This window comes from Amycolatopsis jejuensis, from assembly GCF_000717335.1.
GTDB classification, from domain to species: Bacteria; Actinomycetota; Actinomycetes; order Mycobacteriales; family Pseudonocardiaceae; genus Amycolatopsis; species Amycolatopsis jejuensis.
The window spans coordinates 1-12,322 of the sequence record NZ_JNYZ01000072.1; the positions used below are offsets into that span (position 1 = coordinate 1).

Here is a 12,322-nt window from a genome sequence, read left to right on the forward strand (position 1 = left end):
GGGTTGTGGGAGAGTAGGACACCGCCGAACTCAACATCAGGGCTGGGCCCCGGTCGAGAACCCCCACACACGGGGGTGCTCCCGGGGCCCAGCCTTTTTTTGTCTGCGGCCAGAACAGTGGGCCAGCCCGAGCGTGGGCTGGGCCCTTTCGCCTGCCCGCCGTCGGCGTTCCGGCCGGGGCCCGGGCCTGGTCCAGCACCCGGTAACAGCTTCCGGGCCCTGCTTCCGGTCCGGCAACCCTGCCGCAGCCTCCCACCCGGCAACCCCAGCACTGGCAACCCAGCAACCCAGCAACCCGAGCACCCTGGCAACCCAGGGGAATCGGCAACCCGCGGCTACCCAGGGAAGCGGCAACCCAGCCACCTGACCACCCAGCCCGCGGGGCGCCCCCAGCCACCCGGCAACCCCAGGACCTCGGCAACCCAGGGGAATCGGCAAGGCGATTAGGTGCAGAAGCGGATTTCGTTCGTCCGCGGTTGCTATGCACCCTTCCACCCAGCCCAAGGCGAATCCCGCGAAAGAGACTGCCACGGCAAACTCATCCGTGCGCGGCATGTGGGGTCAACAGGGCTGCCGGGGTTCGCTGACGAAAAAGGTGCCGGAGCACGAAGCTCCGGCACCTCCCTCGCGAAACCCTCGAGACCGGCTTACTGAGCCGAGCCCTTCTGCCAGTCGGCCCAGGACTTCGACCAGTCGCCGTACAGGTCCCACACCGGGAGCTGCGGGCCGCCCGAGTTGGTGACCTCCACGACGTCTCCCAGGCCGAAATTCTGGAAGAACCACTGGGCGTTCGCGGCGTTCAGGTTGATGCAGCCGTGCGAGACGTTGGAGCTTCCCTGCTGGCCGACGCTGTTCGGGTTCTCGTGGACGAACTCGCCGTCGTTCGAGATGCGTTCCGACCACTTCTCGTTCGAGCGGTACGCCTTCGGGTCCGGCGGGCACACGCCGTACGTGCAGGAGTCCATCGTGTAGTTCGCCTGCTTGTCCGAGACCACGTGCGGGCCGAGGTGCGTGGGAGTGGCGTCCTTGCCCATCGAGATCGGCATGGACTTCACCATCTGGCCGTTGTGGAAGATCTGCATCTGCTCGCTGTTGCCGTCGGCTTTGGCAATCCAGGAATCGTGCACTTTGTACGTTTCGGTGCGATCGTCCGCGCCGTACACGCCATTTCCGAAATCGACGCCGTAAATCTTTGCGGTGACCGTGAGTGTGGTTCCCGGCTGCCAATATTCTTTCGGCCGATAATGGACATTTTTATCGTCCATCCAATACCAGCTGCCCTGCTGCTTGGGTGCGGACTCGACGGTGAGCGCCTTTTCCACGGCAGCCTTGTTCTTCACCGCGGTGCCGAAACTGAACACGATCGGCTGACCGACTCCGACGCCGGTGCTCTTCACCGCACCCGGTGCCGGGATGAGGTTCGCGTTCGCCTGCTTCTTCGGCGTGAGCGTGGTGACCTGACCGTCCTTTTCGACCTGTTTGCCGTCTGCGCCTTGGGCATGCGCCTTGATCTGGTACGTGCCGCCGTAGCCGAGGACGTCGGTGGTGGTCCAGCTGAGCCCGTCCGGCGCGAGCTTTCCCGCGACCGCCTTGCCTTTTGCGTTCGTGACCGTGACGTCGGTGAGCTTTCCGTTGGCCGCCTTGACGACAATGGGTGTGCTCGGGCTGATCCCGGACGCGTCGGCCGGCTCGATCGACACCGAAACCGGAATCGCGGCCTGGCTCGAACCGCCCGGCGCACCGGGCGCGGCGTTGTCGGCACTATCGCCGGACGAACAAGCCGAAAGCAGCAAAACGGCGGCGAGAATTCCGGCAAGCGGAAAGAAAGTCTTCTTCGGGAACATTATGTCTCTTTTGTGAGGATCGCGGACCGGCGGGCTTCAACTGCAAAACTACGCGATCGGAAAGACGCTCCGAACGGTGGATGGGTGCAGTGGGGTGAGGTGGATCACGGCCGCGGGAAAACGGGTGTTCGTGGGCTTGCGGGAGGTTGGGGAGCCAGCTTCGGGGGCCGGGAGAAGGAACGGCCGGTGGGTCGGCGGTGGAAGGTGAGGGGCCGGGCGAAGGAACGGCCGGTGGGTCGGCGGTGGAAGGCGAGCCGGAGGCGGGCTCGCTACGGCAGGGCGGGCCGGAGAAGCGAGCCAGGTGTTGAGGGTCCGGTGGGAGCGCCGGAGACGGGAGTCAGCCCGGGGTGCGCTGGCCACAGACGGGTGGGTCGGGAGCGGGTGGGTCTCAGGTGCAGGCCCGGTCGGCGAGGAGCGTCGGCGGCGGAAGTCGGGGTGGTGGGCCGAGAGCGGTGGGTCGCAGGTGTAGCCGGGGAGGACGGAGGCCGGGCGGAGCGGTGGGCTGCGGCACAGCCGGATGCTGGAGAGAGTGACGTCGCTTGGCCAGGGGAGTTGGGCCGGAGACGGTGGGTGAGCCGGATGATCGGGCCGCGGACTGGGTGAGCCGGAGTGCCGGGCAGAGAACCCCGCCGAGTGGCAAGGCGCACCAATCCACCCGCATCCGTCAGGGCACCAGCAACCCCGGTGCGCCGTACAGTCCAGGGCCGTCGATGGTCAGCTCCTTTACATGATCCAGAGCAGACGTATAAGCCTCGGCGGCCAGCTCGTCAGTGCGGGAGAAATCCAGCGGGCTTACCCGGACCGGTGCTGGCCCCGGCAGGTAGACCACCGGGGCCTCCCTGGCGGCGATCGGGGCTTCCAGTACTGCCTGGTTGCGCATGCTGATCATGGCGGTGAACATCATCACCTCGGCGAACGTGCGCGGGGCGCCGGGCATTTTGCCGGGGAAAGCGCAGTCCAGGACGACCAGCGACTTCGCGCCCATCGAAAGCGCCTGGCGCATCGGGACGTTGGCCACCAGGCCGCCGTCGTAGAGCTGGCGGCCTTCGTGTTCCACCGGGGGGTAGATGCCGGGGATGGCGCAGCTCGCCAGTAGCGGCGCTTTCAACAGGCCCGAGCGGACGAGGACTGGCGAGGCGGTCTCGACGTCGGTCGTCACGACGCCCAGTGGCAGGGCCAGGTCTTCGAAGTGACGGCCGGGGCCCAGGTGGTCGTCGATGATTTTGGCGAGGCCGGTGTTCGGGAAGAGGTGCGTTTTGCTGTGCCGGAGAGTCCTGACCTGGCTGAGCACGCCACCGGGGAACGCCTCGGCGCGGGTCATGTGGGCCCAGATGTCCCGGAGCCGCTCGAGGCGGGAGCCGCCCGGCAGGGCCAGTACGGCGGCGTTCAGCGAGCCGACCGACGTGCCGACCACCAGGTCCGGGGTCACGCCCACCTCGTCCAGTGCGCGCAGCATGCCGATTTGCAGCGCGCCGAGGCTGCCGCCTCCGCCCAGGACGAATGCGACCGGCCGCGGGAGATCCAGTGCCTGCATACCGCCGAATGTAGTGAGCGAAGGCGTCCTCAGGCGGGTGAGTTCACTCGCGGGCCGGTTCCTCCTCGCGCGGGGCGGCGAGGGCCTTGCGTTTCTTCAGGCGCAGCAAATATAACACCAGCACACCGACGATCACCGCGGCCACCACCAGGAACCCGGTGTTCAGCGCGCTCTCGACCTGCTTTGCGGCTTCACCCAGTGCGGCGCCGAGGCTGATGTGCACGAGTGACCAGCAGAACGCGCCCGCGGCCGTTGCGGGCAGGAACTTCGGGAACGGCAGGTTCGACGCCCCGGCGGCGGCCGGGGTGAGCGTCCGCAGCACGGGTAGGAAACGGGCGAAGAACACCGCCCATGCGCCGCGGCGTTCGAGGACGCCGGCGGCGCGGTCCCAGGCGTCGAGGCCGTATTTGCGGATGAGCTTCGTCTCACGCAGCCGTGGCCCGAACTTGCGGCCGAGCGCGTACCCGACCGAATCGCCGAGCGCGGCGCACACCGTGACGACCGCCCACAGCGTGAGAAACCTCGGCACGGACGTCGCCGTGGTCGCCGCGATCAGCAGCCCCGACTCGCCGGGGGCGATGAAGCCGAGCCCGATCGTGCATTCGGCGAACACGAGCCCGCCTGCTGCGGCGACGAGACCGGGCTGCGGCAGTGCCTGAAGCCAGTCGAGGACGTCCGTTACCAAAGCCACAAGGTTACTTTACCGATTCTTGGGAATCGGGGGTTTCTACCGTGCGAGCAGGCTGCTGGCTTCTTGGGCGGCGGGTCCTTCGGCGGTGAGGTGGGCCAGGTTGTCAGGCAGGTCCTCGCCCCGATGGGCCTTGGTCTGGGCATACAACCGGCCCGCGCGGTACGAGGACCGCACCAACGGCCCGGCCATCACACCCGGGAACCCGATCTCCTCCGCGGTCGAGGCGTGCGCGACGAACTCCTCCGGCTTGACCCACCGATCCACCGGATGATGCCGGGGCGAGGGCCGCAGGTACTGGGTGATCGTGACGATCTCACAACCCGCATCGAACAAATCCTGCAACGCCGCCGTGACCTCGTCCGGGGTCTCCCCCATCCCGAGGATCAGGTTCGACTTCGTCACCAGCCCGGCCTCCCGCGCCCGGGTCAAGACTTCCAGGGAGCGGGCGTAGCGGAACCCGGGGCGGATCCGCTTGAAAATCCGCAGCACCGTCTCCACGTTATGCGCCAACACCTCCGGCCCCGACCCGAACACCTCACCCAACTGCCCCGGCTCCGCATTGAAATCCGGGATCAGCAACTCGACACCGGTACCCGGGTTCAACGCATGGATCTGCCGGACGGTCTCGGCGTACAACCACGCTCCGCCATCAGGCAGGTCATCCCGCGCGACCCCGGTGATGGTGGAGTACCGCAACCCCATCGCCTGCACCGACTCCGCGACCTTCCGCGGCTCGGTCCGGTCCAGCGCCACGGGTTTCCCGGTATCGATCTGACAGAAATCACACCGCCGCGTGCACTGATCCCCACCAATCAAGAAGGTCGCTTCCCGGTCCTCCCAGCATTCGTAAATGTTGGGACACCCCGCCTCCTCACACACCGTATGCAAACCCTCACGCCGGACCAAGCCCTTCAGCTCCGTGAACTCCGGACCCATCCGCACCCGCGTCTTGATCCACGACGGCTTCTTCTCAATCGGCGTCTCACTGTTACGCACCTCAAGCCGCAACAGCGGACGGAACCGAGCCGCCGGCGGCCGCGAACACACAGGGTTCTCCCAGAAGCTCTGCGGATTCGCCCGGCCGGGCCCGGCACGCTCGCCGTCATGACAACAATCGAAGTACGTGGGCTCACGAAACGGTACGGGCCCGACACCGTGGTGGACGACCTCTCCTTCACCGTCGAACCCGGGCAGGTCACCGGGTTCCTCGGGCCGAACGGGGCCGGCAAATCGACGACGCTGAAGATGATCACCGGCCTGGCCGCCCCGACCCGCGGGTCGGTGACGATCGGCGGCCTGCGCTACCGGGACCTGCCGGTGCCGCTCACCGAGGTCGGCGCGCTGCTCGACGCAGGTGCCGTGCATGGGGCCCGCAAAGCCCGTGACCACCTCCTCGCGCTGGCGGCGAGCAACCGGCTGCCGCGACGCCGGGTCGACGACGTGCTCGCGCGGACCGGCCTGGAGAGTGTGGCCGGGCGCAAGGCAGGTGGGTTCTCGCTCGGCATGCGGCAGCGGCTCGGCATCGCGGCGGCGCTGCTCGGCGACCCGCAGGTGCTGATTTTCGACGAACCGGTCAACGGCCTCGACCCCGAAGGCATCCGCTGGATCCGGGACTTCATGCGCTCGCTCGCCCGCGAGGGCCGCGCGGTGCTGGTGTCCAGCCACCTCATGAGCGAGATGGCGCAGACCGCCGACCACCTCGTGGTCATCGGGAGGGGAAAGCTGCTCGCCGACACCGCCACGAACGACCTGGTCGGCCAGGAGGGGACCGTGCTCGTACGCACCTCCGATCCGGACGGCCTCACGCGGCACCTCCTCGCCGCTGGGGCCACCGTTCGGGACACCGCCGGGCGCGCGCTGGTCGTGTCCGGCCTGACCAGCGGCGACGTCGGGAAACTGGCCGCTTACCACGGGGTCGCGCTCAGCGAGCTCACGCCGCAGCAGGTGTCCCTCGAGGACGCGTTCCTCGCGCTCACCGAGGACAGCATCGAGTATCAGGGGGTCTCCGCATGAACATCGCCGGCTCGCTCCGGTCGGAGTGGATCAAGCTCCGCAGCCTGCGTTCCACCTGGTACACCCTGGCCGGGCTGTTCGCCGCCGGGATCGGGATCACGGCGCTGTCGACCGCTTCGGCCGGCGCCGACTACGCGCGGGCGACGGTCGCGGAACGGGCGACCTGGGACCCGACCGCGCTCAGCCTGAAGTCCTTCCTGATCGCGCAGCTGATCATCGGGGTGCTGGGCGTTCTCGTGGTCACGTCGGAGTACGCGACGGGGCTGATCCAGTCCTCGCTCACCGCTACGCCGAGGCGGTCGCGGCTGCTCGCGGCCAAGGTGCTGCTCGCTGCCTCGATCGCCGTGGTGGCCGGTCAGGTGCTGATGTTCGCTGCTTTCCTGATCGGACAAGGGTTTCTCGCCGGACAGCAGGTACCGCACGTGAGTCTCGGTGATCCCGGGGTGTTCGGCGCCGTGGTGGGCGGCGGGCTGTACCTTGCCGCGATCGCGCTGCTTGCGGTCGGTCTCGGCACCCTGGTCCGGGCGACCGCGGGAGCGCTGGCCGCGCTGGTCGGGATCGTGCTGCTGGTGCCTGTCGTCTCGGCCCTCTTCCCGGACTGGCTGCAGTGGCTGTTCACGTTCTGGCCGTCCAAGGGCGCGGCGGCGATCTTCTCCGTCACCCCCGACCCGGCGTTCCCGAATCCGTGGCTCAACCTCGTCGGCCTGTACGCCATCGTGGCCGCGGTGCTGGTTGCCGCTTTCGCGGCGTTCCGCCGGCGGGACGTGTGACCGTGCTCTCCGTACGCTGACGCCCATGGCTGGGATGACATCCGCGCGGCTGCTGGTGGTCGACGACGAGGCCACCGTGCGCGAGCTGCTGTCCGCGGCGCTGCGGTTCGCCGGGTTTCAGGTGAGCTCCGCGGCGACCGCGGGCGAGGCGGTCGCCGCAGCCGCCGAGGAGCCGCCTGACCTGGTGCTGCTCGACGTGATGCTGCCGGACGCGGACGGCTTCGAGGTCGCCCGGCGGCTGCGGGAACGGCATCCGTCCGGCCGGAGCGGGCCGGTGCCGGTGCTGTTCCTCACCGCTCGCGACCGGCAGGCCGACAAGGTCGCCGGCCTGTCGCTGGGCGCCGACGACTACGTGACCAAACCGTTCGACCTGGAGGAGCTGATCGCCCGCATCCGCGCGATCCTCCGGCGCACGCAGGGACACCAGGAGGTGGTGACAGTGGGCGAGCTCGTGCTCGACGCGGAGGGGCACCAGGTGACGCGGGCCGGGCAGCCGGTCCGCGTCTCCGCCACCGAGTTCCGGCTGCTGCGGTACCTGATGGAGAACGCCGGACGCGTGGTGTCGAAGGCACAGATCCTCGACCGGGTGTGGCAGTACGACTTCGGCGGTGACGCCAGCATCGTCGACACCTACATTTCCTACCTGCGGCGCAAGGTCGACATCGGCGAGCCCAAGCTGATCCACACGGTGCACGGGGTCGGTTACGTGATGCGGGAGCCGCGGCGGTGAGGAATCCGCTGCGCGGGATGTCGTTGCGTACCCGCCTTTTGCTGATCACCGCGGGGCTGTTGCTGGCCGGGCTCACGCTGATCAGCGCCGTCGTCTCGGACAACCTGGAGCGCTACCAGGTCAACCGGATCGACACCCAGCTGCGTGGTTTCACCGAGCTGGTCGCGCGGGTGCCGTCGGGCCGGCTGCTGGAAAGCGACGGCCGGACGGCGTTGCTGGACCCGGCGCTGGATCTCATCGGGGCTCCGTATGTCGTCTATCTGGACGCGAGCGGCGCGGTGACCGGTGGGATCCATTCGTCACGGGTGGCGGCGGAAACCCTGCCCTCGCACGAGGATCTGCGGTCGGTCCGGGCGGATGGCAAGCCGGTCGACCTGCGGGCCGCGGACGGTTCGGAACGCTGGCGGGCGGTCGCGGCGCCGTCGCCCGGCGGGACCGTGATCGCGGCCGCTCCGCTCACCGAGGCGGATGCGCTGATCTCGCGGCTGCGGGTCACCAGCGTGGTCACCGGGTCCGTGCTTCTCGTGCTGCTGACCGGCGCCGGGTGGTTCGCGCTGCGCCGCGGGCTGCGTCCGTTACGCCGGATCGAACACACCGCCGCCGCGATCGCCGGAGGTGACCTCAGCCGCCGGGTACCCGGAATTGCCGCGCCAGGAACGGAAATCGGGCATTTGGCGGCGTCGCTCAACACGATGCTCGGGCAGCTGGAACGTGCCTTCGCCGACCGGACTGCGTCCGAGGCGCGGATGCGGACGTTCCTCGCGGATGTCAGCCATGAACTGCGTACGCCGCTGTTCGGCATCAAGGGCACCACCGAGCTGTACCGGATGGGTGCGCTGCCCGAGCAGTCCGATGTGGACGAAGCCATGCGCCGGATCGACCGGGAAGCCGTGCGGCTCACCGCGCTCACCGAAGACCTGCTCCTGCTCGCGCAGCTCGACGACGCCCCCGAAGCGCAGCTCGACCGTGCGCCGATGGACCTGCGCACGCTCGCCGGAGACGCCCGGCATGCCCTGCGCGCGCTCGATCCGTCGCGGCCGATCGAGCTGACCGGTCCCGGCGGCGAGGGCGGACCCGGTCCGGCGCCGGTGAACGCCGACGAGGCGCGGTTGCGGCAGGTCGTCACGAATCTCGTCGGCAATGCTGCGACGCACACGCCACCGGGCACTGCGGTGCGGATCGGCGTAGGGACGGTGGCTGGGCGAGCGGTGCTGGAAGTGGCCGACGAAGGCCCGGGAATGACTGCGTCGCAAGCGGAACGGGTATTCGACCGGTTTTATCGCGCGGACCGTTCCCGGGCGCGGACTCAGACGGCTGGGGCGGGGCTCGGGCTGGCGATTGCCCGGTCTCTGACGAGGGCGCATGAGGGTGAGCTGGAGCTGGAAACCGCGGTGGGGGAGGGTGCGTGTTTCCGGGTTGTGTTGCCGTTGCTGGATTTCAGTGTGGATCGGGAGTGATGCCGGTCAGTTCGGCGGTGAGGTCCCAGAGCGCGGCGCCAGTGCGGGGGTCGCGGGCTGCGGCGAGGGTGCGTACCTTCGCCGGGTTGCCGCGGAAGCCGAACCAGCTGTCCGGGCCGAGGTAGTCGCCGCCTTCGACCTCTCGTGCCGTTGCGGCGTACAGCTGGGGCAGGGCACCTTGCTCCACGCGCTGGCCGAGCAAGCTGTTACCCAGCTGGGTGATCTTCCGGGAAGTATTGCGTAACAAGGGATTCCGGAACGAGTCGGCCATGTTCGTGATCAGGTCGGTCGCGCTGTATCCGGGGTGGGCGAGCACGCTCAGCACCGGGGAGCCCGCCGCGCGCAGGCGGCGATCCAGCTCCACGCCGAACGTTTGGCTGGCCAGTTTCGCGTGCCCGTACGCCGCCGGGGCGTGATACGGGCGGTGTTCGGCGTTCGGGTCGTCCAGATGCAGGTGCCTGCCGACGGCCGCGACGCTGGACAGCGCGACCACCCGGCCTGCCGCCGAGCCTCGCAGCGCGGGCATCAACAGCCAGGTCAGCGCTGCTGGCCCTAGGTGGTTGGTACCGAACTGCAGCTCGAACCCGTCGGCGGTGCGGCCTCGCGCGGTCGGGATTGCACCCGCGTTGTTCATCAGCACATCGAGCTTGTCGGCGGTGAGCTCGCGGACGGCTTCGGCGGCTTCGCGCACCGACGTGAGGTCCGCGAGATCCAGCCGGACCAGCTCGGGCTCGGCCCCCGACGCGACGGCGCGTACCTGCTCGAGCGCGGCCGCCCCGCGTTCGGCGGACCGGCACCCGAGCAGCACGCGCGCACCCCACGCAGCGAGGACTTCCGCCGAACGCAGGCCGAGGCCGGAGTTCGCGCCGGTGATCAGGGCAGTCCGCCCGGTCTGGTCGGCGACCTCGGTCCAGCGTTGGCTCACCCGCTCAGCTAACTACACCTTCACGCACTCGGCGCGAGCAACCGCATGAGGTGACCCACCGGACCGCGGCGGCGGACCGGGCACGCGTCGCCCGCTCGCACCAAAGCGTCGAAGGCCTGGCCGACCTTGGCGATCTCGGCCGCCGGTTCACCCGGTTCGGCGAGGCCTGCGGTGAGGGCCAGCATGTGCAGCTCGCTGCGGTGCAGGGGTTCGAGCGCGGTGCAGCGCTCCAGCGCGCCGTCCAGCAGCGTGCGCAGGTCTTCGTGGTCCTGCTGCGCCTGCCGCCACGCGCGGGTGACGGCGTCGACCTGGTCGCCCGCCTCGTCGGCGTGGTCCGGATCGGCGAGTTCGGCCCGCAGGTACCCGCTGAGCAGCTGGGTCCATCGGTAGTGCAGGGCGAGCAGGAGATTTTCTTCGGTGCCGAACACGTCGGCGGCACCCGGGATTTCGGCCAGCGCGAGCGGCTCCCGTGGCGCGCGCCTGCCTTGGCGGACAGCGGCTTCGAGGATCTCCCGCCGCCGGTAGAAGTCGGTCCAGCTCATGTGTGGCTCCCCTCCGTGACCCGGGTCGTACCGCAGGTTTGCGGCATACTCCCGGTACGGACCTGACGCAGCCAACATACCATGGGTATGGTCCCGTCCGGCTCGGCGTAAGATTGTGAGCGTGCCGACAGTGCCGTCTTTGCCGTCCATCAGATCCCGCCGTCTCGACTACTCCGAGTCGACCCGTACCGCGTTGGTCGAGAGTGCCGTGGAGCTGTTCACCAAACGCGGGTACGCGGGTACCTCGCTCGACGAGATCGCCAAGCGTGCCCGGGTCACGAAAGGCGCGCTGTACCACCATTTCAGCGGTAAGCAGGCGTTGTTCGAGGCCGCCTTCGAGTCCGTGGAGAGCCTGGTCTACGACCGCCTTGACAAGATCATGAACGGCGACGGCACGCCGTGGGAACGCGCGCTCGGCGGGCTGCAGGAGTTCATCCGCAGCTGCCTCGACCCGGCGTACCAGCGGATCGCGATCCACGAGGCCCCGGTGGTGATGGGCTGGGAACGCTGGCGGGAGGCCGAGGAGCAGTGCAGCTTCGGGCTCGTCCGCTCGGCCCTGCAGTCGCTGGTGGACGCGGGCGAGGTGGAGCCGGTCCCGGTCGACCTCACGGCGCGGCTGCTTTTCGGTGCGCTGTCGAGTGCGGCCACGGAGATCGCCGGTGCGGCCGACCCGAAGAAGGTCGGCGCCGAGATCGAGGACGTGATCGTGCGCATGCTGCTGCGGCTGCGCCAGCCGGAAGCAGGCTGACCGGGCCGTGGTTAGGCTGGCGGGCATGGACTTGAGGATCTTCACCGAGCCCCAGCAGGGCGCCAGCTACGACGACCTGCTGCGGGTCGCGCGGACCGCCGAAGCCGCCGGCTACGACGCGTTCTTCCGCAGCGACCACTACCTCAAGATGGGCAGCGCCGACGGCCTTCCCGGACCTACCGACGCGTGGATCACCCTGGCCGGGCTGGCCCGCGAGACCGAGCGGATCCGGCTGGGCACGCTCGTCACCGCGGCCACCTTCCGGCATCCCGGGCCGCTCGCGATCTCCGTCGCGCAGGTGGACCAGATGTCCGGCGGGCGCGTGGAATTCGGCCTCGGCGCCGGCTGGTACGACGACGAGCACACCGCGTACGGCCTCGACCTGCCGCCGCTCAAGGAGCGCTTCGACCGGTACGCCGAGCAGCTCGAGGTGATCACCGGCCTGTGGCGGACGCCGATGGGCGAGACGTTCTCCTTCTCCGGCAAGTACTACACGCTCGCCGATGCGCCCGCGCTGCCGAAGCCCGCGCAGTCGCCCGCGCCGCCGGTGATCGTCGGCGGGCAGGGCAAGAAACGCACGCCGGAACTGGCAGCGAAGTTCGCCGACGAGTTCAACCTCGCGTTCGTCGACACGGACACCGCCGCCGCGCAGTTCGACCGCGTTGCCTCGGCGGCGACCGCAATCGGCCGTGACCCCAAGGAAATCCTGCGCTCGGTGGCGCTGGTGGTGGCCGTCGGCCGTGACGGCGCGGAGGTCGCACGGCGGGCGGACGCCCTCGGCCGTCAGGTGGACGAACTGCACGCGAACGGTCTCGCAGGCACCGCGGCGGAGGTGGTGGACCGCATCGGGCAATGGCGCGAGAAGACCGGCATCACGCGGCTGTACCTGCAGGTACTCGACCTGTCCGACCTGGCCCAGATCGAGTTCATCGCGTCGGAAGTGGCCCCGCAGCTGGACTGAGCGTTCAAGTCCGTGAAGGGAACCTTCACGGAATCTGCTTGGGTTCTAGTGGTTGTTGCAACGCCTGAGTTGTGCAGGGGTTGCCGTGATCGGGGTCGGGGAGGGCC

General features: G+C 69.1%; 12 protein-coding genes. 6 read left to right on the forward strand and 6 right to left on the reverse strand.

Going from position 1 to position 12,322, the window contains the following annotated elements:
• Positions 1-647: 647 nt before the first annotated feature.
• The 4 genes from OO71_RS45635 to lipA all read right to left on the reverse strand — a co-directional run bounded on the left by OO71_RS45635 (position 648) and on the right by lipA (position 5,116).
• Complete coding sequence (locus OO71_RS45635) at positions 648-1,844, reverse strand: L,D-transpeptidase family protein (protein WP_033296383.1); 1,197 nt, start codon at positions 1,842-1,844, stop codon at positions 648-650.
• A 664-nt stretch (positions 1,845-2,508) separates the two neighbouring features.
• Positions 2,509-3,378: a patatin-like phospholipase family protein gene (locus tag OO71_RS45640; protein ID WP_033296384.1), complete on the reverse strand. Its 870-nt coding sequence runs from the start codon at positions 3,376-3,378 to the stop codon at positions 2,509-2,511.
• Positions 3,379-3,421: 43 nt separating this feature from the next.
• Positions 3,422-4,069: a DedA family protein gene (locus tag OO71_RS45645; protein WP_033296385.1), complete on the reverse strand. Its 648-nt coding sequence runs from the start codon at positions 4,067-4,069 to the stop codon at positions 3,422-3,424.
• A 36-nt stretch (positions 4,070-4,105) separates the two neighbouring features.
• On the reverse strand, positions 4,106-5,116 hold the full coding sequence (gene lipA / locus OO71_RS45650; RefSeq protein WP_033296386.1) for a lipoyl synthase: 1,011 nt from the start codon (positions 5,114-5,116) through the stop codon (positions 4,106-4,108).
• 57 nt (positions 5,117-5,173) lie between these two features.
• Between lipA and OO71_RS45655 the strand changes: the two genes are divergently transcribed.
• The 4 genes from OO71_RS45655 to OO71_RS45670 are packed head-to-tail and all read left to right on the forward strand — an operon-like array spanning position 5,174 to position 9,039.
• The gene (locus tag OO71_RS45655) at positions 5,174-6,082 is read left to right on the forward strand and encodes an ABC transporter ATP-binding protein (RefSeq protein WP_033296387.1); all 909 of its coding nucleotides are present in this window, start codon (positions 5,174-5,176) and stop codon (positions 6,080-6,082) included.
• The gene (locus OO71_RS45660) at positions 6,079-6,852 is read left to right on the forward strand and encodes an ABC transporter permease (protein ID WP_033296388.1); all 774 of its coding nucleotides are present in this window, start codon (positions 6,079-6,081) and stop codon (positions 6,850-6,852) included. The genes OO71_RS45655 and OO71_RS45660 overlap by 4 nt, the downstream gene beginning before the upstream one ends.
• A gap of 34 nt (positions 6,853-6,886) precedes the next feature.
• Positions 6,887-7,582 carry a response regulator transcription factor gene (locus OO71_RS45665; protein ID WP_033296389.1) on the forward strand — a complete coding sequence of 232 codons (696 nt, stop codon included), beginning with the start codon at positions 6,887-6,889 and terminating at the stop codon, positions 7,580-7,582.
• On the forward strand, positions 7,579-9,039 hold the full coding sequence (locus OO71_RS45670; RefSeq protein WP_245633984.1) for a sensor histidine kinase: 1,461 nt from the start codon (positions 7,579-7,581) through the stop codon (positions 9,037-9,039). The genes OO71_RS45665 and OO71_RS45670 overlap by 4 nt, the downstream gene beginning before the upstream one ends.
• On the opposite strand, the gene OO71_RS45675 is transcribed toward OO71_RS45670, so the two are convergent.
• Positions 9,020-9,964: an oxidoreductase gene (locus tag OO71_RS45675; protein ID WP_033296390.1), complete on the reverse strand. Its 945-nt coding sequence runs from the start codon at positions 9,962-9,964 to the stop codon at positions 9,020-9,022. The two genes, OO71_RS45670 and OO71_RS45675, sit on opposite strands and share 20 nt — an antisense overlap.
• A 20-nt stretch (positions 9,965-9,984) precedes the next feature.
• On the reverse strand, positions 9,985-10,506 hold the full coding sequence (locus OO71_RS45680; protein ID WP_033296391.1) for a hypothetical protein: 522 nt from the start codon (positions 10,504-10,506) through the stop codon (positions 9,985-9,987).
• A gap of 148 nt (positions 10,507-10,654) precedes the next feature.
• On the opposite strand from OO71_RS45680, the gene OO71_RS45685 reads away from it, so the two are divergent.
• A complete protein-coding gene (locus OO71_RS45685; protein ID WP_033296394.1) occupies positions 10,655-11,254 on the forward strand; it encodes a TetR/AcrR family transcriptional regulator in 600 nt (199 codons plus the stop codon).
• Between the two features lie 25 nt (positions 11,255-11,279).
• The gene (locus tag OO71_RS45690) at positions 11,280-12,215 is read left to right on the forward strand and encodes an LLM class F420-dependent oxidoreductase (protein ID WP_033296392.1); all 936 of its coding nucleotides are present in this window, start codon (positions 11,280-11,282) and stop codon (positions 12,213-12,215) included.
• Positions 12,216-12,322 lie beyond the last annotated feature (107 nt).

Coding starts and splice junctions, on each gene's coding strand:
- OO71_RS45635 (WP_033296383.1), bottom strand. CDS start 1,844: ATGTTCCCGAAGAAGACTTTCTTTCCGCTTGCCGGAATTCTCGCCGCC.
- OO71_RS45640 (WP_033296384.1), bottom strand. CDS start 3,378: ATGCAGGCACTGGATCTCCCGCGGCCGGTCGCATTCGTCCTGGGCGGA.
- OO71_RS45655 (WP_033296387.1), top strand. CDS start 5,174: ATGACAACAATCGAAGTACGTGGGCTCACGAAACGGTACGGGCCCGAC.
- OO71_RS45660 (WP_033296388.1), top strand. CDS start 6,079: ATGAACATCGCCGGCTCGCTCCGGTCGGAGTGGATCAAGCTCCGCAGC.
- OO71_RS45665 (WP_033296389.1), top strand. CDS start 6,887: ATGACATCCGCGCGGCTGCTGGTGGTCGACGACGAGGCCACCGTGCGC.
- OO71_RS45680 (WP_033296391.1), bottom strand. CDS start 10,506: ATGAGCTGGACCGACTTCTACCGGCGGCGGGAGATCCTCGAAGCCGCT.
- OO71_RS45690 (WP_033296392.1), top strand. CDS start 11,280: ATGGACTTGAGGATCTTCACCGAGCCCCAGCAGGGCGCCAGCTACGAC.